This window comes from Rugamonas brunnea (genome assembly GCF_014042345.1).
GTDB classification, from domain to species: domain Bacteria; phylum Pseudomonadota; class Gammaproteobacteria; order Burkholderiales; family Burkholderiaceae_D; genus Rugamonas; species Rugamonas brunnea.
In genome coordinates this window covers 715,502-737,213 of the sequence record NZ_JACEZT010000001.1, presented here as the reverse complement: position 1 = coordinate 737,213, position 21,712 = coordinate 715,502, and the positions used below count along the sequence as shown (strand labels likewise).

Genomic DNA, 21,712 nt, shown 5'->3' with positions numbered 1-21,712 from the left:
CAAGAGATAGCCTTCTCTTAGCTGGCGGCCAGCTCCGCAAGCAGCGCACGCGCCCTGGCGGGCGCTAGCGGATGATGCAACGCCGGATTGGCGAGCTCATGCACGATCTCAGTCATCCTGTGTTCGCTGGCAGGCGCGGTGGCGATATCGTCCCGGCCCTCCACACCATTGGCCCAGGTTTCGACGTCCATGGCCGACAAGTTGCCGGTCAGGAAACGGCGCAGCACGGCGGCGATATGCTCTTCGGTCAACAGCACCGGCAGCCCCTCGTAATCCCAGCCAATAGCGCTTAGCGCGGATAGCGTGGCATGCAAAGGCTGGGCGCAGGCCAACAGTCGCCGCACCAGTTCCAGCCGTTCGTTTTCCACAGCGATCATGGGAACACTCCTCCCGCCAGCTTGTCTTTGACGTTGATGATAATCCCAAACGGGTCGTAGGTGGTTTTGCTGTATTGGACCGTCATGCCGTCCGCGTCTATCTGCTTTTCATAGACGGCGAATGAGCCGGTCACGCGGCCAGCGGGGGTGGCTTGGGCGGCAATGCCACCATTGGGCAGCGGCCGGAATTGCACGGTCGGGCGAGCGTTGGCTGGCAGCTTGCCGACAAAGCGTGCGATGTTCGCGGCCTGTGCCAGCCGGTTCATGAAGTTGCCGGTGTGGCCAGTGCATACTGGTTGCCCAGCATCAGCGTGACCGACTCCGGTGGCGACGGATGGCCGAGGTAATAGCCCTGCGCCAGGTCGCAACCGTAATGCTCCAGCATCACCAGTTGCTCATCTGTCTCCACGCCTTCGGCCACCACCGCCATCTTCAGCCCGTGGGCCATGGCGATGATGGCGCGTGTGATGGCGGCGTTTTCCGAATCCTGCGGCAGGCCGCTGATGAAGCTTTTGTCGATCTTGAGCGCACGCACGTCGAAGCGCTTGAGGTAGTTCATCGACGAGTAGCCGGTGCCGAAGTCGTCGATCGACAAATACACGCCGATGCCGCGCAATTGTTCCAGCGTGAACATGGTGGCGCGCGCGTCGTCCATCAGCGTGCCCTCGGTTAATTCCAGTTCCAGCAGGCCCGGCGCCAGGCCGGTCTCCTGCAGCGCGGACAGCACGATCTGGGTCAGGTTGTCGTCCTTGAACTGCTTGGCCGACAGGTTGACGGCCATGCGCACCGGCTGCGTCCCCATGTCGGCCCAGTTGCGCGCCTGGGCGCAGGCCGTGCGCAGCACCCATTCGCCGATCGGCACGATCAAGCCCGTCTCCTCGGCCAGCGGGATAAACTCGGTGGGCGAGATGATGCCCCGTTCCGGGTGGCGCCAGCGCACCAGCGCCTCCACGCCTACGATCTGGCCGCTGGGCACGTCGATCTGCGGCTGGTACAGCAGATACAGCTCGTTGTTCTGCAAGGCCCGGCGCAAGCCCACTTCCAGCTTGACGTGGCTCATGATCTGCATGGTCAGCGACGAGCTGTACAGTTTGGCGTTGTTCTTGCCGCAGTTCTTGGCGTGGTACATGGCCGTGTCGGCGTACTTGAGCAGCGAGTTGCAGTCCTCGCCGTCCTCCGGGTACAGCGAGATGCCGATGCTGGCCGTGACGAAGATTTCGTGGCCTTCGATCAGGAACGGCCGGCGCATCGCTTCCTTGACCCGGTGCGCCACGTTGAGCGCATTCTCCACCCGTTCCAGGTCGGGGATCAGGATGGTGAATTCGTCGCCGCCCAGCCGGGCCAGGTTGTTGCCTTGCTGCTCGGCGCGCGACACCAGGTCGCTGGGCCGTATCGTCTCGCGCAGCCGCTCCGAGACCGCTTTGAGCAAATGGTCGCCCACGTTGTGGCCCAGCGTGTCATTGATGCGCTTGAACGAGTCGAGGTCCATGAACAGCACGGCGAACTTCTTGCCGCCATGGCGCGAGCGGGCCAGTTCCCGTTCCAGCGTTTCCAGGAACGCTTGCCGGTTGGGGATGCCCGTCAGGCTGTCGCAATAGGCCAGGCGCCGTATCTGTTCCTCCGTGCGCTTGCGCTCGCTGATGTCGCGCACCAGGCCCAGCACCTCGTCCGGCCCCGTGGCCACCAGCCGCGCTTCGAAATGGTGGATGGTGTCATGGCGCACCAGTTCGTAGTCGACCGAGCGGATCTGTTGGTGTTCCAGCACGGCTTGCGCTTGTTCCAGCAGGCGCTGCGCGATGTCGTGCGGCAGCACGTCGCGCAGGTGGCGGCCCGCGCATTGTTCGGTGGCGACACCGCCGCTGGCGTCGTGGCCCTGCTCGTAGTCGAGATAATAGCCATCCTGGTCGAGGCGGAAAAACGTGTCGGGGATGGCGGCCAGCACGGCCCGGTTCTGGGCGTCGGCGATGCGCAGGCGGGCGATGGCGTCGCTGGCGCGCAGCACGTACAGCACGCGGTGCCCGAGGATGGGCCAGTTGATGGGCTTGGACACGAAATCCGTCGCGCCCACCTCGTAGGCCAGGGTGACCGCTTCCAGGTCGTCGCTGCCGGTGACCATGATGATGGGCACGCTGGCCTGTGTCTCCCCAGCCCGGATCGCGCGGCAGACGGCGTAGCCATCCATGGCGGGCATGTCCACGTCCAGCAGCACCAGGTCCGGTGCCATGCCGCGATAGCAGGCCAGCGCCTGGGCGCCGTCTTCTGCTTCCAGCGTGTCGAGGCCGACCTGGTCCAGCATTTCCCGCATCAGCAGACGCATCACGGGATCGTCGTCCGCGACCAGGACCAGGCCGCGTTTGGGGGAGAGAGACGGTGCCATATCAGGTTTCCTTTTCCAGGATGGTGTTCAGCGACTGGCGCACGGCCTGGAATTCCCGTTCCATGCCGGCCAGCATGTCGGCCGCGCCCGCCGTGCTGCCGTTGCGCCCCAGTTGTTCCATTTCCTTGCACGCCTGCGCCAGCGCTTCCGCGCCCACGTTGGCGCTGCTGGACTTGAGGCTGTGGGCCGCCTTGCGCACGCTGCCGGCGTCGGCCGCTGCGATGGCCTGGCGCAAGGTCTGCAAATGGGTGGGCGTGTCGTTGACGTAGGCTTGCAGCACGCGTTCGAGCAGGGCGTTGCCGTTGCTGGGACTGAGGGCGCGGATATTGTCCAGCGCCTGGCGGTTGATGTTGTCGTGCGGGGTTGGTGCGGAGGTGGGCTCTGGCGCTGACGCTGACATGGACGTGGACGTGGGGGGCGTAGCCGGCGCCGCAGCGAGCGACGCGGCCGCTGCGGGCGCCGGGACGGAGCGGACTGGCGGCGCGGCGCGCGACGGCCCTTGCAGCACGGCGCGCGGCAGCTTCAGCCAGAGCGCGATGGTCTGGGCCAGTGCCTGCTGGGTGAATGGTTTGCTCAGGTAGTCGTCCATACCGGCCGCCAGGCACGATTCGCGGTCCCCTTGCAGCGCGTTGGCCGTGATGGCGATGATGGGCAGGCTGCGTGCTCTGCCTTGCTGCTTTTCGTGGCGGCGGATCTCGGAGGTGGCGGCGAAACCATCCATCACGGGCATCTGGCAATCCATCAGCACCAGGTCGATATGCTCGGTCTGCACGCAGCGCAGCGCTTCGGCGCCATTGCCGGCGCGACGCACGTCCAGTCCCAATCCTTCCAGCATGGCGCTGGCCACTTCCACGTTGACCGGATTGTCTTCCGCCAGCAGCACCTTGCGTCGCTTGCGCGCGGGCGCGGTGGCAGCGCTGGTGCCGGTGCTGACACTGGTGCTGGCAGTGGTGGTGGCACTGGCGCTGGCGCTGGCGCCGGCCGTGCCTGCGAGCCGGACGGCGGGCACGGCGGTGCGGGGGGCGGGCGCGGGTGTCGGGCTGGCGGGCGAGAGCGGCTCTTCGCTGGCCACCGGGGCGCTGCGCAGCGCTTCGCTGCGGGTGGGCGGCGGTGGCGGCCGGGGCTGGTCGGCCCCGGCCGGGCTGGCGGTGAGGCAATCGTATAAATCGCAGTCGCGTGCCGGCTTGATCAGCTGGAACGCGACGCCGGCGGCGCGCCGCTGCACGCTGTCGGCTGCCTCGCGTTCGGTGCTCAGCAGCAGCACCTTGAGGCCGGCCAGCGCCGTCTCGGCACGGATGGCGGCCGCCAGCGCCAGGCCGCTGGTGCGCGGCAAGGCCATGTCGAGGATGGCCACATCGTAGGGCTGGCCACGCGCGGCCGCTTGCCGCAGCCGTTCCAGGCAGGTATCGGCATCGCTGCTGTCGCATTGCGTTTGCCAACTCGCCAGCAGGCGCTCCAGCTCGGCGCGGCTGGCCGGATGTTCATCGACGATCAAAGCGTTGAGCCCCTGGGTGAGTTTGCGGTTGAACGCGGGATCGTCGGCATCGACGCGGCGCTTGTCAAAATTTACTGTGAACCAAAAGATCGACCCTTGCGATAGCGCATTGTCGACGCCAATTTTCCCGCCCATCAATTCGACCAGTTGCTTGGAGATGGCCAGTCCGAGGCCGGTGCCACCATGCTTGCGGGTGGTGGAACCGTCGGCCTGGGAGAAGGAATCGAAGATCCGGGCCCGCGCCTCGCCCGACACGCCGATGCCCGTGTCGTGCACTTCGAAGCGCAAGCCCACGGCTTGCGCGTCCTCGTCCATGAGGGCCACCTGCAGCGTGATCTTGCCGGTCTCCGTGAACTTGACGGCGTTGCCCAGCAAATTGACGATGACCTGGCGCAGCCGGTTGGGGTCGCCATACACGCCGATCGGGATGCGCGCGGCGATCGCCAGTTCCAGCCGCAAGCCTTTGGCCTGGGCTTGCGGCCCGAACACGTGCTCGATGTCGTCCAGCAGTTCGCGCAGGTTGAAATGGATATATTCCACCGTCAGCTTGCCTGCCTCGATCTTGGAGAAGTCGAGGATGTCGTTGATGATGACCAGCAAATTCTCACCCGAGCGCTGCACCATGGTCGTGTAGTGGCGCTGCTGTTCCGTCAGCGGCGTGGCCAGCAACAATTCGGTCATGCCCAGCACGCCGTTCATGGGGGTGCGGATTTCGTGGCTCATGGTGGCCAGGAAGGCGCTCTTGGCCTGGCTGGCGGCCTCGGCCGCGTTCTTGGCTTTCTCCAGCTGCTCAGTGCGCACGCCCACCTGCCGCTCCAACTGGTCGCGGTATTGGGCCAGCTTGGCGTCGCGGCCTTCGACCTGGGCCAGCATGTTGTTGAAGCTGTCGATCAACAAGCCAAGTTCGTCGCTGCGCTGGTGTTGCAGGCGGTGCGCATAGGTCTGGCTGCTGGTGACGCGCTGGGCGGCTGCGATCAGGCTGGTGACCGGCTCGGCGATGCTGGCGCGGAAGCGGGCCGCCAGCACCAGCGCCACCAGCAGCGAGACGAGCGTCGCCACGCCTGCCGCGCCCACGTATTGCACGATGTCCAGCCACATGCCGGTCTGGGTCGCCTCCAGCATCACGGCACCCGCCAGCTGGCCGCCGTCGATGATGGGCAGCGTCAGCCGCAGGGCGGGCGCCCACAGGTTGCCGCTGGCCTGGCTGTGCGCGACGCCGCCCAGTGCGGCCAGGCCCGCGCTGCCCAGATCAGGTACGGCCAGGCCAGCGCTACCCAGGTCCGGCGTGGCCAGACCCGTGCCGCCCGGTTCCGGCACGGCTTGGCCAGTGCTGCCCGATGCCGGCACGGCCAACGCTGCGGCGGCTGGCTGGCGGTAGGCGGCCAGCACGGCGCCGTCGGCGTCGTACAGGGCCGCTTGCACGATGTCCTGCTTGGCGCTGAGTACGGCCAGCGCCCGGGCGGCGCGGTGATGGTCGCCCGCCCGCAGCGCGTCCGTCGCGCTGGCGCCGATCACGGCCGCCAGCGAGGACAGTTGGCGCCGCTCGCTGTCCCTGTGGCCGAGCACGGTGGTGGCCACAAACACCGCGAACATCAGCAGCAGCGCGCTGCCGGTCGACAGCACGGCGATCAGGGTCAGTTTCTGGCTCAGGCTTGCGCGTTCGACATTGAACATGGTGGCTTTTCCAGTCGCGGTCAGGCTGGCGACACTGTGGCGCTCTGTTGGTTTGGGCGGCTGGTTCTGGCGCCACGACGGTGACGCGTCGTCCGTGCCGGGAAGGGCGCGGAAAGTGCTACGAGGAAAAATATAAGCTCGGGATTGTTGCCCACGTTGATCTGCATCTAATCCTGGTATGGCCGCGAGCGCCTAGCGTTTTGCCATCGGTGGCGAAGCCCCTGTTCTCCACGTTTCTGACCATCTGGCCCACTATTGAGCCAGGTCAAATGGCACCGACTGGTGCGCTGCAAGCTGCAAGCAGGGAGGCGAGCAGCATGCAGCGCAAGAAGATCCTGTTTGTGGCCGAGGCGGTCACGCTGGCCCATGTGGGACGACCGCTGGCGCTGGCCGGCGCCCTCGATGCGCGGCGTTATGACGTGCACTTCGCGTGCGCGCCCGGCCATCAGGCCATGCTGGCCGGTGGCGCGTTGACCTGGTGGCCCATCACCAGCATCCCCGGTGCGCAATTCCTGGCCGCGCTGGCGGCGGGCAAGCCCGTGTATGACGAGCCGACCTTGCGCAGCTACGTGGAAGACGACAGGAGGCTGCTGGCCGAGGTGCGGCCGGACCTGGTGGTCGGCGATTTCCGGCTGTCGCTGTCCATTAGCGCGCGGCTGGCGCGGTTGCCCTATGTCACGGTGAGCAATGCCTACTGGAGCCCGTACGTGCGCCAGCATTACCGGGTGCCGGCCATACCGCTGTCGCGCCATTTGCCGCTGGCGCTGGCGAACGGTTTGTTCCGACTGGTGCGTCCGCTGGCGTTCGCCGCGCACACGGTGCCGCTGAACCGCGTGCGGCGCCTGCACGGCTTGCCTTCGCTCGGTTGGGATTTGCGGCGCGTTTACACGGACGCCGACTGGACCGCCTATGCCGATATTCCCGAACTGTTCCCACCGGTGGCCATGCCGCCCAGCCACCGCTATCTGGGGCCGGTGACGTGGTCGCCGCCCGTGGCGCCGCCACCGTGGTGGGACAGCTTGCCGCCGGAGTTGCCGGTGGTGTATGTGACGCTGGGCAGTTCGGGGCAGGGCGCGTTGCTGTCCACGGTGCTGGAAGGCCTGGCCGGTTTGCCGGTGATGGTGGTGGCCGCCACGGCGGGCAAGTCCATGCCGGCGACCATCCCCGACAATGCGCGCGTGACCAGCTACCTGCCGGGCGACGAAGCGGCCCGGCGCGCCAGCCTTGTCGTCTGCAATGGTGGCAGCCCCACCAGTCAGCAAGCGTTGACGGCCGCCGTGCCGGTGCTGGGCATCGCCGGCAACCTGGACCAGTTCCTGAACATGCATGGCGTCGTGGCCGCTGGCGGCGGCGCCTTGCTACGGGCTGACCGGCTCAGCGCGGCCGCCGTGCGCCACGCCGCCGAGTCCTTGCTGAACCAGCCGCACGCCTATGGCGCGGCCTTGCGCATCGCCCAGCAATTTCGCCACTACCCGGCCGGCGAGCGTTTTGCGGCCCTGCTGGCGAGCGCGCTCGCATCACCGTCCGGGTCGCCGCCTTAGCGGCAGTGGTAGCGAGCTTGGCCTTGACCTTAGCCTTAGCCTTAGCCTTAGCCTTAGCCGTGGCCGTGGCCGTGGCGCAGCCGCTGCCGCTGCCGCTGATCGCTTATGCGGCAGGCCGGCGACGGGTGCCCAGCGCCAAGCCTGCGAAGCCCAGCCCCATCAGGGCCAGCGTGGCCGGTTCCGGCACGGCCGTGAAGCTGACCGAACCATCGACCTTCAGTTCCGGCACCGTGGTGGGCGCCGTGCCATCCCACATCACGTCCGGCGTGAAGAACGAGGGCACGTTGGTGGTGCCGGTTTCCTTGTTGCTCACGATGGAGCCGGACACCACGTCGAGGAACAGCGGATTGACGTAGTCGATCATGAAGCGTGAATCGAAGGAACCGGTGCCGATCGGGCCGGCGGCCGTGAAGCTGGCGTCGTTGAAGATCAGGTGGGCCGACAGGACCAGCGTGCCATCGCCGTCCGTGTCGCCGGCGCCCGTGCAGCCGGCCGACGTGACACCGGTGCCGTAGCAGCGCACGGTGCCGGTGCCGTTGCCGGGAACGGCCTTGCTGTTGGGGCCGCCCACGGGCGTGAGCCGGTCGAAATAGACGGCGAAGTTCTGGACCCCCGCATGCAGCGGGTCCACATCCATGGCGGCCGATTGCGTGGCCGGCATGCTGAAGTGGGCCGTGGTGGGCGTCTGGGCGTCGACCAGTTCCTGGAAGCGCACCACGGTGCTCAGCTCGAACGCCGAGTTCAGGCCGGCGGGCGTGACGATGGCGGGGATGTTGCTGTTGCTCATGGTGCCGGTGACGTTTTGGGTGCGCAATTCCGTCAGGTACGGCGCGGCGCCGCCGGGGCCGACCGTCAGGCCGGGCACGAAGCCCGTGGATACGGCCGTGTCGGTCACGTTGGTCCACAGGTCGGCATAGGTGTCGTAGACACCATTGCCCAGCGTGGACAGGCCGATGGTGGCGCCCGCTTGCGCGGCGGTGGGCAAGGCCGCCATGACCGCGATGGCCAGGGCGCCCAGCGTGAGTGAAGTGTGTTTCATGGCTACTCCCAAGGTGAGTGAAGCAAGTCTGGTACGGGATGGTGCTGCACGGACCCCGGCTAGGGATCGTAGCCAGATCAACGCAAGTTCCAAGCCAGCTTGCATTTTCATTTGAAAAACAATGACTTGGCTTGAGCCCGGTGAAACGCGATGGAAATTTCGCAGGGCAAATGTAAAAAAATCCGGCAGGGGCTGCCGGATCAAGGACGACGGTCAACTGTTGCGCACATCAGCCAGCCTGTTTGCGGCGCTGGCCCAGTGCCAGGCCAGCGAAGCCCAGGCCCAGCAAGGCCAGCGTGGCCGGCTCGGGCACGGCGGCGAAGCTTTGCGAGGAATCCACTTTCAGGAACGGCACCGTGGTCGGCGTGGTGCCATCCCACATGGTGTCGGGCTGGAAGAACGAGGGCACATTGGTGGTGCCCGTGAACTTGTCGCGGAAGATGCCGGCCGTCGTGATGTCCAGGAACAACGGGTCGACATAATCGATGGCAAAGCGGGAATCGAACGAGCCCGTGCCGACCCCGCCGCTGGCCGTGAAGCTGGCGTCGTTGAAGACCAGATGGCCGGACATGATCAGGGTGCCGTCGCCGTCGGGGTCGCCAGTGGCGCCGCAACCGGCCGACGTGACGCCGGCGCCATAGCAGCGCACCGTGCCGGTCCCGTTGCCGGGCACGGCCTTGCTGGTGCCGAGCCGGTCGAAGAACACGGCGAAGTTCTGCACACCCGCATGGGCCGGGTCCACGTCCATGGCGGCCGACTGGCTGCCGGGCAGGGTGAAGTGGGCGGTGGTCGGGGTCTGGGCATCCACCAGTTCCTGGAAACGCACGATCTTGCTCAGCTCGAACGTGCTGTTCAGGCCGGCCGGCGTGACGATGGCCGGGATGTTGCTGTTGGACATGGTGCCGACCACCATCTGGGTCCGCAGTTCCGTCAGGTAGGGCGCCGCGCCGCCGGGGCCCCCCACGGTCAGGCCGGGAACGAAGCCGGTGGCCAGGCCGGTGTCGGTGACGTTGGTCCACAGGTCGGCATAGGTGTCGTAGACGCCGTTGCCGGCCGTGGACAGGCCGATGACGGGATCGGCCATGGCGACCGCCGGCGCCGCCAGGGCGGCGGCCAGCGCCGTAACCATGAGCGCGCGGGGGAGCGTGGCTGGAAGGATGTTCATGAGTATCTCCAGGGAAGGTTGGACAGCTTGTCTTTTCGCAAAACCCTTGTTGCGGCTTTGTGCAAAGTTCTGAGCAAATTCCCTGCCATCGGCGCTTTTCCTTGTCCAATCAGGGACTTGGCGCGGCACTGTGGCCGGGGCCGCCGGGGCGACTGTCAAGAACGCCGACAGCTTGTTAGTGCGCCGGTCCCTTCAGGCGCCGGGCCGGCACGCCGCCCCACACTTCACCGGCGCCGATCTGGCTGTCCTTGACGACGACGGCGCCGGCCGAGACGATGGCGCCGTCGCCGATCGACACCCCGGCCATGACGACGGCCGTGGCGCCGATGGTGGCGCCATCGCCGATCGTGACGGCCTTCAATTCCATGCGGCTGCCTTCGATCACGTGGGCGAAAATCGCGGCGTCATGGCCGATGATGGTGTTGGCGCCGATGCGCGTCAGCGGCGGGTCGAGCAGCACGCCGGCGCTGTAGGTGTTGGCGCCCAGCCGCGCGCCCAGCGCCAGGTACACCAGGCGCAGCAGGGGCACCGGCAGGAAGTGGGTGCGGATCAGTGAGTTGAACAGCAGCAGGTAGAACAGGATGTTGACGTTGGCCACGAACTCGTCGCGCGAACCGGGCGCCACCGGCCCCTCGCGCAGCGGCATGGCCCGCAGGAACAGGCGATACACGAGGAAGGCCCACAGGTAGGTCAGCACCAGCGCGGCCAGCACCAGCAGCACGCCGCGAAAATCCCCGAGCGGCAAGCGCCCCAGCAGCAAGGCGGTGCTGCCCAGTCCGGCCAGCACGATCAGCGTGAGCAGGGACAGGAAGCACGCGATTTCCCTGGGCTGGATGGCGCGCATGGCTACTCCCGTCCCGGCGCGGCGGGCACGATCAGCGTGCTCAGCGGCAGACGCAGCGAGCGCGCCCGGGCCGGCGCGCCGGCGCCGATGCGGCCCATGAACACGGCATGGTCGAACGCGTGTTTGCCGATCAGCAGCTGGGCCTGTTGGGCGAGCGCGCGCGCACGCGCCTGCATGCCGGGCGCGCGCGAGAACGGGCGGTTGTCGCGCACGTAGCGGGCGAAGATCAGCGGCGTCAGTTCCGGCTGCAGTTGCAGGCCGGCGCGCGCCGCCGCCAGCCAGAAGCGTTGCATGGCGCGCCCGGCGGCCACGTAGTCGTCCACCGATTGCGGCCGCTGCCCGGCCACCAGCACGAAGTGGGCGGCGCAGGCCAGCGCCGGCACCAGGTCCATCTGCAGCCGCGGCGCCACCGTGCCGGCCAGCCAGGTGTTGAAGAACGCAACCCGCTCCCAGCTTTGCATCACCCACTGCATCAGGCGCGCCGTCAGCGGATCGACGCCGAGCGCCTGTTCCGGGATGCGGTCGTTGCTGTAGCGGGCTCTCCATTCGATCACGGCGCGGTGCACCTGGTGCGCCTCGGGCATGGTCAGGCGCAGGCCGGCATTGCGGTACAGCAGCCTGGCCATGGCCCAGCGCTCAGTCCAGCTGGACAGCCATTGCACGCGGTAGCCGGCCGGCAAGGCCGCTTGCAGGGCCTGGCGTTCGGCCGGCGTCAGCGCGCGCGTGCTCAGCGGGCGGCGTTGCACGCGGCGCTGCTCGATGGCCTGGGCCAGCGGGTCCGGCTCGGCCGCTGGCCGGCTGCTGAAGGCGACGTCGAAGGTGGGCTGGTTGTCGGGCAGGCCGGGCCGTCGCTGCACCTGCATCGACAGGTGGAACAGGCTGGCCGCGCAGCTCATTGTCTCCAGCAGGGCGCCCAGCGACATCTGGCTGGGGTGGCCATCGAGGTCGTAGACGCAATGGTCGCGCGTGTCGAAGCCGTGCACGACCAGGTGGCGCGCGTCGATGATTTCAAAGCGCCACGGCTGGGTGTTGTCGCCGCTGGGCGCCCAGCGGGCCAGGTCCAGTATCTTCTCCAGCGTGGGGTCCAGCGTACTCATGGTTTCCCCTTCGGTAGGCCGCGTTGCGCCATCAGCATGGCCAGCCGTTGCAGCGGGTGGCGGTTGCCGCCGGGACGCCAGGTGCGCACCAGCCGGTTGCGGTAGGCATCGAACTGCCAGCCGTGCGGCGCGGCCAGCACCGGGCCGCGTCCCAGCAGGATCTTGAGCGCCTCGGTGGCGGCCGCGCCCGCGCACAACTGGCAGGCCATGATGGTCGACGGCCCGCGCCGCTGGGCCAGGTTGATGCTGGACGGGTCCACCAGGTAGGCCCGGTGCAGGCCGGCCGGCGCCAGGCCCACAAGGAAGCGCAGGGCTTTTTCCGTGTCGCTGCGCTGGCCCCAGCCGAAATAGTCCTCGAACGTCATGCGGCCGGGCAGGAAGGTGAGCACGGCCGTGCCCATGCCCAGCGGCGCGGCCGTGATGGCCGGTATGCGCAGGCGGGCGCAGGCGGCGAAGGTGGCCTGGCGCGCGGCGAAGGCGAAGAAGTCGAGGCCGTCCACGTACAGGTCCACGCCGTCCAGGAAGACGGCCATGTTGTCGTCATGCACGCCGTTGGGGAAGCGCGTGAGCGCCAGCCTGGGGTTGATGTCGCGCGCCATGGTGGCCAGCACGTCCACCTTGGGCTGGCCCAGCGTGGACATGGCGGCGCCGGCCTGGCGGTTGAAGTTGGCGACGTCGAACTGGTCGAAGTCAGCGATGTGGAAGGCGCCCACGCCCAGCCGAGCCAGCGTCAGCAGGTGGATGCCGCCCACGCCGCCCATGCCGGCGATGGCGATGCGCTTGTTGCGCAGCACGGCTTGTTCGGCCGGCGTGACCCAGCCCAGGTTGCGGGAAAACGCTTCTTGATAGGAAAAAGTGTCGCTCATGGTGTCGCTCTTGGTCTCGCTGATGCTGCCGTTGCCGCTGCCGTTGCCGCGGAGTAGGTGCCGAGCCCGGTTGCCCGGGTCAGCATAGTTAGACCTGGAGCGCCAAAAAAAAGTTCCGCACGGCCGGCAAGGGCGGTGCGGAACAAAGGCAGAAACAGAGGAGATACGAGAGGGTGATACCAGGGGGAGCTACGAGGGCGGAGGCGCGGCGCCGGCCGGGTCAGCAGCAGCCGCCGCGCTTGCCGGCGCCGCCGTAGCGGGCTTCCTGGCGTTCGCGGAAGAATTCCTCGTAGCTCATCATCGGTTCGCCCGGGTGGGTCGCTTCCCGGTGCGACACGTAGGTGTCGTACTCGGGCAGGCCCACCATCAGGCGTACGCTCTGGCCCAGGTAGCGGCCAGCCTTGACCAGTTCGCCGAACATCACTGCACCGTCGGCATCAGCACCAGCGGGCTTTCCTGGGTGCTGGGCTGGGCGTTGGCGCGGGCCGCCAGCACGGTGCGCACACCGAACACCAGCACCGACAGCACCACCACCATGAAGAAGCCAGCCAGCGAGGCGTCCAGGTAGTCGTTGAAGATCACCTGTTGCATCTGCACCATCGACTTGGCTGGCGCCAGCAGCTTGCCGTCGTCGAAGGCGCCCTGGTACTTGGCTGCGTGGGCCAGGAAGCCGACCTTGGGGTTGTCCTCGAAGATCTTCTGCCAGCCCGCCGTCAGCGTGCACAGCAGCAGCCAGGCCGTGGGCGCCAGCGTGACCCAGGCGTACTGGCCGCGTTTCATCTTGAACAGCACGCAGGTGCCCAGGATCAGCGCGATGGCGGCCAGCATCTGGTTGGCGATGCCGAACAGCGGCCACAGCGTGTTGATGCCGCCGAGTGGATCGACCACGCCCTGGTACAGGAAGTAGCCCCAGGCCGCCACGCACAGGCCGGTGGCCAGCAGGTTGGCGTAGACGTTTTCCGTCTTCTTCATGGCCGGCACGAAGGCGCCCAGCAAGTCCTGCAGCATGAAGCGGCCGGCGCGGGTGCCCGCGTCCACGGCGGTGAGGATGAACAGCGCTTCGAACAGGATGGCGAAGTGGTACCAGAACGCCATCATGGTCTTGCCGCCCAGCACACCGGACAGGATGTTGGCCATGCCGACGGCCAGGGTCGGCGCACCGCCGGCGCGCGAGATGATGGACAGCTCACCGACGTCCTTGGCGGTCTGGCTCAGCATTTCGGGCGTGATGTAGAAGCCCCATTGCGACACGGCATGGGCGGCCGTTTCGGCCGAGGTGCCGATCAGCGCGGCCGGGCTGTTCATGGCGAAGTACACGCCCGGTTCGATGGTGGAGGCGGCCACCAGGGCCATGATGGCGACGAACGATTCCATCAGCATGGCGCCGTAGCCGATGAAGCGGGCGTGGCGTTCATTTTCGATCATCTTGGGCGTGGTGCCGGAGGCAATCAGCGCGTGGAAGCCGGACACGGCGCCGCAGGCGATGGTGATGAACAGGAACGGGAACAGGCTGCCCGACCAGACCGGGCCGGTGCCGTCGATGAACTTGGTCATGGCCGGCATCTTCAGGTAGGGGGCCACCAGCACGATGCCCAGCGCCAGGCCGACGATGGTGCCGATCTTGAGGAAGGTCGACAGGTAGTCGCGCGGCGCCAGCAGCAGCCACACGGGCAGCACGGAGGCGATGAAGCCATAGCCGATCAGCATCCAGGTCAGTTCGGTGCCGGTGAAGGTGAACATCGGCGCCAGCGCCGGATTGCCCTGCACGTACTGGCCGCCGAAGATGGCGCCCATCAGCAGGATGAAGCCGATCACGGACACTTCGCCGATGCGGCCCACGCGGATATAGCGCGAGTACACGCCCATGAACAGGGCGATGGGGATGGTGGCCATCACGGTGAAGCTGCCCCATGGCGAGTTGGTGAGCGCCTTGACCACGATCAGGGCCAGCACGGCCAGGATGATGACCATGATCATGAAGGTGCCCAGCAGCGCAATCATGCCGGGCACCTGGCCCAGCTCGGACTTGATCAGGTCGCCCAGCGAGCGGCCGTCGCGGCGCATGGAGATGAACAGCACGATGAAGTCCTGCACGGCGCCGGCGAACACGACGCCGGCCAGGATCCACAGCATGCCGGGCAGGTAGCCCATCTGGGCGGCCAGCACCGGGCCGACCAGCGGGCCGGCGCCGGCGATGGCGGCGAAGTGGTGGCCGAACAGCACGTACTTGTTGGTCGGTACGTGGTCGAGGCCGTCGTTGTGCTTGTTGGCCGGCGTCATGCGGCGGCCATCGAGGCCCAGCACCTTGTCGGCGATGAACAGGCTGTAGAAGCGGTAAGCGATCAGGTAGACGCAGACGGCGGCGATGACGATCCAGATGGCGCTGATCGATTCGCCCCGCTTGAGGCCGATGACGCCCAGCGCGCAGGCGCCGGCCAGGGACAGGGCTGTCCAGCCCAGCCGGCTCACGAGCCGGTTTGGTGTGTGTTGCATACTTCCCTCCAGAGAATGTGGAACGCTGCGTTGTGCACCTGCCCGGTGTTGTGTTTTGGCATGCCCGCAGCTTATGGATAGTATTCAGGATTGCAATATCTGGAACAAGCGCAGCACTACGCAGCTTTGCTACGTGGAACTACGTACGCGACCCTGGCCCGTCCGGCGTAGAATGCGGCACGGAACCTTTTCGGTGGACGCGACATGAAACTGCGGCAAAAAGTCATCTTCCTGGCCATCACGCCGCTGATCCTGGCGCTGTGCGCGATTGCGCTGGCGGTGCTGCACCAGGCCAGTGCGCTGGCCGAACAGCAGCGCGCCACCTTCCAGCAAGCCTACCTGGCCAGCAAGGAAGCCGAACTCAAGCACTACGTGGCGCTGGCCCAGCATTCGATCGCCCACCTGGCCGGGCGCGGCGACACGGCCGCGCTGGACGAGGCCAAGCGCATCCTGTCCTCGCTCAGCTATGGCGACGATGGCTATTTCTTCCTGTACGACATGCAGGGCAAGGCCCTGATGCATCCGCGCCAGCCGGAACTGGTGGGCCAGAACCTGTTCGAGCTGCGCGACGAGCAGGGCAATCCCACCATCCAGCGCCTGCTGGAGCGGGCCCGCGCCGGCGGCGGGCTGGTGCGCTATTCCTGGGTCAAGCCATCGAGCCACAAGGCTGCGCCCAAGCTCGGTTACGTGGTGGCGCTGCCGGACTGGGGCTGGATGCTGGGCACCGGCATCTACCTCGATGACGTGGACCGGGCGCTGGCCCGCATCGACGCCCAGCAGTCGGCCAACATCCGCAACACCATGCTGTGGATCGCCGCCATCGCCATCGCCGCCGCGCTGGTGGTGGGCGGCTCCGGGCTGGCGCTCAACATCAGCGAATCGCGTGTGGCCGACGCCAAGCTCAAGGTGCTGGCCCAGCGCGTGGTGGAATCGCAGGAGGAGGAGCGGGCGCGGCTGTCGCGCGATTTGCACGACGGCATCAGCCAGTGGCTGGTATCGATCAAGCTGCAGATCGAGGCCGGCATCATCCGCCTGGGCGGCGACGCGGCCCAGTGCCAGGCGGCCCAGGCCGCGTTCGAGCACACGGCCGAGCAGCTCAACAACGTGCTGGGCGAAGTGCGGCGCATCTCGCACAACCTGCGCCCGGCCATCCTCGACGACCTGGGCCTGGCGGCCGCGCTCGACCACCTGGCCCACGAAGTGACGCTCAGCAGCGCGATCCCCATTCACTTCACGGCCGAGGGCGCCACGGACGGCTTGCCCGACGTGGCCAATACGGTGCTGTTCCGGGTGGCCCAGGAAGCGCTGACCAACATCGGCCGCCACGCTGGCGCGCACCGCATCGATATCGGCCTGGTCGGCGATGGCGCCGGCGTCACGCTCACCATCCGCGACGATGGCGTGGGCTTTGACGTGGACAGTATCGCGCTCCATCCCAAGCACGGAATCGGTTTGCGCAATATGATGGAGCGCATGGAAGCGATCGGCGGCCAATTTGCCATCGCCTCGTCGCCGGAGGGCACGGTGGTGACGGCGCGGGCCCTGAACAATACTTGAGTACGCAAGGACGAATGTGAGCAACTCGGTGAGCAATTCGGTAAGCAATTCGGTAATCAAGATCCTGCTGGTCGACGACCATCCGCTGGTGCGCGATGGCTTGCGGGCCCGGCTCGAAGCCATGCCGCAATTCCAGGTGGTGGCCGAGGCGGGCGGGGCGGCCGAGGCGCTGGAACAGGCTGGCCTGCACCGGCCCGATCTGGTGCTGATGGACATCAACATGCGCGGCAGCAATGGCATCGAGGCCACGGCCCAGTTCCGGCTGGCCTATCCGGCCATCGCCGTGCTGGTGCTGTCCATGCACGACAAGCTCGAATACGTGACCCAGGCCATGCAGGCCGGTGCGCGCGGCTACGTGCTCAAGGATGCGCCGGGCAAGGATATCGTGGTGGCCATCGAGACGGTGATGTCGGGCGGCATCTACTACAGTGCCGGCCTGGCGCGCCAGCTGGCCAAGCCGCAGACCCAGGACAACCAGCTGACGGTGCGCGAGCATGAAGTGCTGCGCCACATCGCCAACGGCGAATCGAACAAGCAGATCGCGCGCGCGCTGGATTTGAGCGTGCGCACGGTGGAAACCCACCGCCTCAACATCAAGCGCAAACTGGGCATCGAAGGGCAGGCCGAACTGATCCGCTTCGCGGTCCAGCACGCCCAGTTCGGACGCGGCGGCTAGTGCCGGCCGGTAGGGGAACGGTAGGGCGAACTGCATGGCGAACTGGTCTGTGGCGAAAAAGTTGAAGGCCACTACTAATACCATTGAGCATTGTTCAACTGTGTCCGGTTCCCTCGTCAATATCTGCTATATTCCCGTTCCCACTAGGGAAAATTGTTACTTGCAAAAAATAAAACGTTGCGCGTGTAAAGATTGGTCTGAAGGTGGTTGGCTTGGATACGTTGCGCAGCAACTGATTGCTCTCCAACAATACTTGAACTAAGATAACGCGCACGACCCAACCGAGATTCCGATGTCCGTGCCTCAACCCAGTCCGTTTCCGCTCGTGCGCCTGCATGCCGTGTCCAATGCCCACAACGAGTGGGTGGCGCTGGCATTTGAATGGTCGCCCGGCACCGACAACGTGCTGCAGGCCACGCTGACCCTGCTCAACTATCCCGACGCGCTGAGCGCGCTCGCGCCGCTCGACTGCATCGTGCCGCTGCCCGATCCGCGCGTGCTGGAAGCGAACCACCTGGCCTCGCTGCCGCCGCACCGCGTGATCCTGCGCGTGCCGGCCGTCGCCTTGCTTGATGAAGCCATGCAAAAGAAGTGCGGTGCGCTGGCCGAAGCTGGCTACCGCATCATGGTCGATGGCGTGGCCGGTCCCGCCGCCACCAAGGCCGGCGCGCGCGCGCTGCTGTTCAACTGCGCGGCCGAACTGCCGCCCGCCTTGTCGCTGGTGGCGCAGCCGGGTCCGCACCTGGCCAGCCACGTCGACAGCCAGGCCCGCCAGGCCGAATGCCGCGCGGCCGGTTTCAGCTGGTTCATGGGCGAGTTCGCCCGCCATCCGGCCGAGGACGCCGCCAGCGGCGACGGCACTTCGCGCAAGCGCCTGCTGGCGCTGCTGGGCATGCTGGCGCGCGACGCCGATTCGCGCGAACTGGAACAACTGCTCAAGCAAGACCCGGCCCTGTCCTACCACCTGCTCAAGCTGGTGAATTCGGCCGCGTTCGCGCTCAGCACCCCGATCCACAGTTTCGGCCAGGCCATCAACGTGCTGGGCCGGCGCCAGTTGCAGCGCTGGCTGCAACTGCTGCTGTACGCGCGCCAGCAGGACGAGGGCGGCGTCAACCCCTTGCTGCCGCTGGCGGCCGTGCGCGCATCGCAAATGGAAACGCTGAGCAAGGCCCGTGGCGGCGACCGCGACCAGCAGGACATGGCCTTCGTGGCCGGCGTGTTCTCGCTGCTCGATGTGCTGCTGGGCATGCCCATGGCCGACATCGTCAGCGCCCTGAGCCTGGACCTGGACGTGGTGCGCGCGCTGCTGGAGCGCACCGGCCCGCTGGGTGAACTGCTGACCCTGGTCGAACAGGCCGACCCCGCCGCGCTGGACGCGGCTGGCATCGATCACGAAACCTACTGGCAAGGCCAGCTACACGCCTATCACTGGGCGATCCAGGTGAGCAGGAACTTATAGCCATGCTGGCCCATCCCGTCTCCAACTTCCTGCAGCACAGCGCCGCCCTCTGCGACGCGGTATTGCGTTTGCGGGGCCAGGCATTGGCGCAGGAGCTGGGACGCATCGCACGCGAAGTGCTGGCCAGCCCGGCCGGCTACTATCTGCCGGTCGACGAACAGGCTGGCGAGGGCGGCGCGCCGGTCAGCGGCCTGGTGCAGGAAGTGCGCTTCGAGCACCAGCTGTTCGGCCGCTTCGTGGTGAGCGGGCGCGACAACTACAGTGCACTCGACGAGCAGCATCTGGCCAGCCTGGCCAGCCTGGCCGGCAGCGTGCTGCAAGTGCACTCGCTGGCGCAGCGTTCCACCCATGCCTACGTGCAGGTCGAAGCCCAGTTGCAGCACCAGTCCCAGATCCTCGACCAGATGCACGAATCGGTGCTGACGATGGATTTGAATGGCTTCATCACCAGCTGGAACAAGGGCGCCGAACGGCTGTTCGGCTACAGCGCCGTGGAAGCCGTGGGCCGCAACATCCTGTTCCTGTACGACGACGAAGACACCGGCTTCCGCGACGCGTTCCTGGAGCAGGGCGGGCGCCTGATGGAAGTGCGGCGCAAGAAAAAGAATGGCGAAGTGTTCTGGGCCAGCCTGTCGCTGTCGCCGCTGTGCGACATCAACGACCGCTCGATCGGCCTGATCGCCTACCTGACCGACATCACCGAGCGCAAGCTGGCCGAGGAGCGCATCCACCACCTGGCGTATTACGACGCGCTCACGGGCCTGCCCAACCGCAGCCTGCTGACCAAGCTGGTGGACCAGGCGCTGACGGTGGCCCAGCGCAGCAAGCTGCAGGGCTGCGTGCTGTTCATCGACCTCAACCGGTTCAAGCTGATCAACGACACCCTGGGCCGCCACGCCGGCGACGAGCTGCTGCGCGAAGCGGCGCGCCGTTTCCGCAGCGTGTTGCGCGACCAGGACCTGGTGGCGCGGCTGGGCGGCGACGAGTTCGCCGTCGGCCTGTTCGACATCAGCCAGCACTACGAAGCGAGCATGGTGGCGCACAAGCTGCTGACGGCGCTCAGCGCCCCGTTCCTGATCGACGGCCATGATTTGCGGGTCGGCGGCAGCATCGGCATCAGCGTTTATCCGCAGGATGGCGCCGACGCCGAAACCTTGCTGCGGCTGGCCGACATCGCCATGTACCGCGCCAAGCAGCAGGGCGACGCCGATGGCGACCACGTGGCGTTCTACAGTCAGGACATGAACCAGGGCATGCAGGAGCGCATGCGCATCGAAACGGGACTGCGGCATGCGCTGGGCAACGGCCAGTTGTTGCTCCATTACCAGCCCAAGTTTTCCATCAGCAGCGGCAAGATCATCGGCGCCGAGGCGCTGGTGCGCTGGCATCATCCGGAACGGGGGCTGGTGCCGCCGGCCGAATTCATCCCGCTGGCCGAGGCCACCGGGCTGGTCGTGCAGGTCGGCGAATGGGTGCTGGAGGCTGCGTGCGCGCAGGCGCAGAAGTGGAAAGAGGCGGGCTTGCCGCCGATCCGGCTGGCCGTGAACGTGTCGGCGCGCGAATTCACGTCGGCGCTGCCGGGGCGGGTGACGGAGACGCTCAAGCGCTACGGGCTGGAGCCGTCGTGGCTGGAGCTGGAGATCACCGAAAGCACGCTGATGCACAACATCGACCGCGTGATCGGCATCATGGACCGCATCACGGCGCTCGGCGTGACCTTGTCGCTCGACGACTTCGGGACCGGGTATTCGAGCTTGTCCTACCTGAAGCGCTTCCCGATCGACACGCTCAAGATCGACCGTTCGTTCACCACCGGGATACCGTCGGACGCGAACGATTGCGCGATCGCCAGCACTATCATCAGCATCGCCCAGCAGCTCAAGCACAAGGTGATCGCCGAGGGTGTGGAGACGGTGGAGCAGTTGGCCTTCCTCAAATCGTCGGGTTGCGACGAAGTGCAGGGTTATCTGTTCTCGCAACCGTTGCCGGCGGCCCAGTTCGAGCAGGCCTTGCGCGATAACTGGCAGCCCGCTCAGGCGGATAAAGCCGCCTGATACCGCCCGGTGTAGTCGAGAACTAGGCGCAGTTAGTCTTAGTTATACCAAGCGTCCTGCAACGGGCCGATGACAACGTTTTTCAGCATTGACTGGCGTTCAAGCCAGGCGCGCACCAGCTCACGGTGGGTTTCATCAATCTTGACATTTGCCTTCATCGCTACGATGTAGCCGCTAAACGTGTTGTTGATCCCGCCCCCGAATCCAAGTCCGTTGGCTTCTATGAGCTCAAGTAAGAACTGGTCAACGAAGGAGTCACGATCAGCTTCGTTCATTGGTCCACTTATGTCAGCGTCGACCTGAAATCCAAATTCTTGGAATTCCCCCAGGTGTTTTTTCTTGCGCTGACGTCTGTTGTGCCGATTTATTGCTCCCATTGGGTTCCTTTCATCATGGGGTGCGCGCGTCCGGCGTGCGATGCTGGGCGCGGAGTGCCCAATAGTGGGCCGATTCGGGGCGGGATAGCCTCGCAGGGGCATGCCCTTCGAATCTAACACGCAGAGCGCGCAGGCGCTCTGCTCGCTTCCGCCAGAAAATAAAAAACCGCCTTTCGGCGGTTTGTTTTATTTTCTGGCGGAAGCGGTGAGATTCGAACTCACGAACGGGTCTCCCCGTCGGCAGTTTTCAAGACTGCTGCCTTCAACCGCTCGGCCACGCTTCCTGAGTGGCAGCATTATACAGAATTCACTGTCCGTTGGTAGCAACCGCAGCGCCTTTGTTGATGAGGCGACGCGACTGGGGTGTGACATTCACATCCGTGATACAACTAATTACAATTTAGAATTAGACGAATATGCTGTATTGCAGCATACTGAACCTGTCTCCTCCAACTCCTCCAAGAATTGGATTCAGCCCACCCTTGCCGGTGGGCTTTTTTTTGGTTCTTCACAGATTACCGAGTAGCAACCTTCTGGTGCCCGAGACACCCATATAACCCGCTGCACCGGCCAAGATTATTGACGCGCACCAGATGCCCGTACGTTACAATTGAGCCTTTT

Annotated in this window: 17 protein-coding genes and 1 tRNA gene; 5 read left to right on the top strand and 13 right to left on the bottom strand. The window is 66.2% G+C overall.

All coding sequences use genetic code 11. The features are described 5' to 3' along the window. Positions 1-17: 17 nt before the first annotated feature. The 4 genes from H3H37_RS03335 to H3H37_RS03320 are packed head-to-tail and all read right to left on the bottom strand — an operon-like array spanning position 18 to position 5,923. Positions 18-377, bottom strand: a complete 360-nt coding sequence (locus H3H37_RS03335; RefSeq protein ID WP_182160162.1) for a hypothetical protein — start codon at positions 375-377, stop codon at positions 18-20. Then, positions 374-643 carry a hypothetical protein gene (locus H3H37_RS03330; protein ID WP_182160160.1) on the bottom strand — a complete coding sequence of 90 codons (270 nt, stop codon included), beginning with the start codon at positions 641-643 and terminating at the stop codon, positions 374-376. Before H3H37_RS03330 ends, H3H37_RS03335 begins: the two co-directional genes overlap by 4 nt. Next, on the bottom strand, positions 640-2,754 hold the full coding sequence (locus tag H3H37_RS03325; protein WP_182160158.1) for a putative bifunctional diguanylate cyclase/phosphodiesterase: 2,115 nt from the start codon (positions 2,752-2,754) through the stop codon (positions 640-642). The genes H3H37_RS03330 and H3H37_RS03325 overlap by 4 nt, the downstream gene beginning before the upstream one ends. Before the next feature lies 1 nt (position 2,755). Then, positions 2,756-5,923, bottom strand: coding sequence for a response regulator (locus H3H37_RS03320; protein WP_182160156.1), 3,168 nt, complete (start codon positions 5,921-5,923; stop codon positions 2,756-2,758). 317 nt (positions 5,924-6,240) lie between these two features. Here H3H37_RS03320 and H3H37_RS03315 point away from each other — a divergent pair, with 317 nt between their 5' ends. Then, on the top strand, positions 6,241-7,464 hold the full coding sequence (locus H3H37_RS03315; protein ID WP_182160154.1) for a glycosyltransferase: 1,224 nt from the start codon (positions 6,241-6,243) through the stop codon (positions 7,462-7,464). Between the two features lie 103 nt (positions 7,465-7,567). Here the strand turns inward: H3H37_RS03315 and H3H37_RS03310 are convergent, their stop codons facing one another. The 7 genes from H3H37_RS03310 to H3H37_RS03280 form a co-directional block, all read right to left on the bottom strand. Then, positions 7,568-8,503: a PEP-CTERM sorting domain-containing protein gene (locus H3H37_RS03310; RefSeq protein ID WP_182160153.1), complete on the bottom strand. Its 936-nt coding sequence runs from the start codon at positions 8,501-8,503 to the stop codon at positions 7,568-7,570. Positions 8,504-8,732: 229 nt separating this feature from the next. Further along, the gene (locus H3H37_RS03305) at positions 8,733-9,668 is read right to left on the bottom strand and encodes a PEP-CTERM sorting domain-containing protein (RefSeq protein WP_182160151.1); all 936 of its coding nucleotides are present in this window, start codon (positions 9,666-9,668) and stop codon (positions 8,733-8,735) included. 175 nt (positions 9,669-9,843) lie between these two features. Next, a complete protein-coding gene (locus H3H37_RS03300) occupies positions 9,844-10,512 on the bottom strand; it encodes a DapH/DapD/GlmU-related protein (protein ID WP_182160149.1) in 669 nt (222 codons plus the stop codon). Positions 10,513-10,514: 2 nt separating this feature from the next. Next, entirely contained in the window at positions 10,515-11,609 is a 1,095-nt protein-coding gene (locus H3H37_RS03295) for a nitroreductase family protein (protein WP_182160147.1), read from the bottom strand. Next, entirely contained in the window at positions 11,606-12,475 is an 870-nt protein-coding gene (locus H3H37_RS03290) for a ThiF family adenylyltransferase (RefSeq protein WP_182160145.1), read from the bottom strand. Before H3H37_RS03290 ends, H3H37_RS03295 begins: the two co-directional genes overlap by 4 nt. A gap of 220 nt (positions 12,476-12,695) precedes the next feature. Continuing rightward, positions 12,696-12,896, bottom strand: coding sequence for a YbdD/YjiX family protein (locus tag H3H37_RS03285; RefSeq protein ID WP_182157093.1), 201 nt, complete (start codon positions 12,894-12,896; stop codon positions 12,696-12,698). Further along, on the bottom strand, positions 12,896-14,968 hold the full coding sequence (locus tag H3H37_RS03280) for a carbon starvation CstA family protein (RefSeq protein ID WP_182160143.1): 2,073 nt from the start codon (positions 14,966-14,968) through the stop codon (positions 12,896-12,898). The genes H3H37_RS03285 and H3H37_RS03280 overlap by 1 nt, the downstream gene beginning before the upstream one ends. A 204-nt stretch (positions 14,969-15,172) precedes the next feature. Here H3H37_RS03280 and H3H37_RS03275 point away from each other — a divergent pair, with 204 nt between their 5' ends. From H3H37_RS03275 to H3H37_RS03260, 4 genes are all read left to right on the top strand, one after another. Next, a complete protein-coding gene (locus H3H37_RS03275) occupies positions 15,173-16,525 on the top strand; it encodes a cache domain-containing protein (RefSeq protein WP_182160141.1) in 1,353 nt (450 codons plus the stop codon). Positions 16,526-16,553: 28 nt separating this feature from the next. Further along, positions 16,554-17,201 (top strand): response regulator, encoded by a 648-nt coding sequence (locus H3H37_RS03270; protein WP_182160139.1) that lies wholly within the window; start codon positions 16,554-16,556, stop codon positions 17,199-17,201. A gap of 292 nt (positions 17,202-17,493) precedes the next feature. Continuing rightward, positions 17,494-18,660, top strand: coding sequence for an EAL and HDOD domain-containing protein (locus H3H37_RS03265; RefSeq protein ID WP_182160138.1), 1,167 nt, complete (start codon positions 17,494-17,496; stop codon positions 18,658-18,660). Positions 18,661-18,662: 2 nt separating this feature from the next. Next, positions 18,663-20,714: a putative bifunctional diguanylate cyclase/phosphodiesterase gene (locus H3H37_RS03260; protein ID WP_182160136.1), complete on the top strand. Its 2,052-nt coding sequence runs from the start codon at positions 18,663-18,665 to the stop codon at positions 20,712-20,714. 38 nt (positions 20,715-20,752) lie between these two features. On the opposite strand, the gene H3H37_RS03255 is transcribed toward H3H37_RS03260, so the two are convergent. Both H3H37_RS03255 and H3H37_RS03250 read right to left on the bottom strand, forming a co-directional pair. After that, a complete protein-coding gene (locus H3H37_RS03255) occupies positions 20,753-21,091 on the bottom strand; it encodes a YggL 50S ribosome-binding family protein (protein ID WP_182160134.1) in 339 nt (112 codons plus the stop codon). 194 nt (positions 21,092-21,285) lie between these two features. Further along, positions 21,286-21,375: transfer RNA gene (locus tag H3H37_RS03250), tRNA-Ser, on the bottom strand. Positions 21,376-21,712: the final 337 nt, after the last annotated feature.

What these genes read in the sequence shown, in the direction of transcription:
- H3H37_RS03335 (WP_182160162.1), bottom strand. Translation starts at nt 377, where the DNA reads ATGATCGCTGTGGAAAACGAACGGCTGGAACTGGTGCGGCGACTGTTG.
- H3H37_RS03330 (WP_182160160.1), bottom strand. Translation starts at nt 643, where the DNA reads ATGAACCGGCTGGCACAGGCCGCGAACATCGCACGCTTTGTCGGCAAG.
- H3H37_RS03325 (WP_182160158.1), bottom strand. Translation starts at nt 2,754, where the DNA reads ATGGCACCGTCTCTCTCCCCCAAACGCGGCCTGGTCCTGGTCGCGGAC.
- H3H37_RS03320 (WP_182160156.1), bottom strand. Translation starts at nt 5,923, where the DNA reads ATGTTCAATGTCGAACGCGCAAGCCTGAGCCAGAAACTGACCCTGATC.
- H3H37_RS03315 (WP_182160154.1), top strand. Translation starts at nt 6,241, where the DNA reads ATGCAGCGCAAGAAGATCCTGTTTGTGGCCGAGGCGGTCACGCTGGCC.
- H3H37_RS03310 (WP_182160153.1), bottom strand. Translation starts at nt 8,503, where the DNA reads ATGAAACACACTTCACTCACGCTGGGCGCCCTGGCCATCGCGGTCATG.
- H3H37_RS03305 (WP_182160151.1), bottom strand. Translation starts at nt 9,668, where the DNA reads ATGAACATCCTTCCAGCCACGCTCCCCCGCGCGCTCATGGTTACGGCG.
- H3H37_RS03300 (WP_182160149.1), bottom strand. Translation starts at nt 10,512, where the DNA reads ATGCGCGCCATCCAGCCCAGGGAAATCGCGTGCTTCCTGTCCCTGCTC.
- H3H37_RS03295 (WP_182160147.1), bottom strand. Translation starts at nt 11,609, where the DNA reads ATGAGTACGCTGGACCCCACGCTGGAGAAGATACTGGACCTGGCCCGC.
- H3H37_RS03290 (WP_182160145.1), bottom strand. Translation starts at nt 12,475, where the DNA reads ATGAGCGACACTTTTTCCTATCAAGAAGCGTTTTCCCGCAACCTGGGC.
- H3H37_RS03285 (WP_182157093.1), bottom strand. Translation starts at nt 12,896, where the DNA reads ATGTTCGGCGAACTGGTCAAGGCTGGCCGCTACCTGGGCCAGAGCGTA.
- H3H37_RS03280 (WP_182160143.1), bottom strand. Translation starts at nt 14,968, where the DNA reads ATGCAACACACACCAAACCGGCTCGTGAGCCGGCTGGGCTGGACAGCC.
- H3H37_RS03275 (WP_182160141.1), top strand. Translation starts at nt 15,173, where the DNA reads ATGAAACTGCGGCAAAAAGTCATCTTCCTGGCCATCACGCCGCTGATC.
- H3H37_RS03265 (WP_182160138.1), top strand. Translation starts at nt 17,494, where the DNA reads ATGTCCGTGCCTCAACCCAGTCCGTTTCCGCTCGTGCGCCTGCATGCC.
- H3H37_RS03260 (WP_182160136.1), top strand. Translation starts at nt 18,663, where the DNA reads ATGCTGGCCCATCCCGTCTCCAACTTCCTGCAGCACAGCGCCGCCCTC.
- H3H37_RS03255 (WP_182160134.1), bottom strand. Translation starts at nt 21,091, where the DNA reads ATGGGAGCAATAAATCGGCACAACAGACGTCAGCGCAAGAAAAAACAC.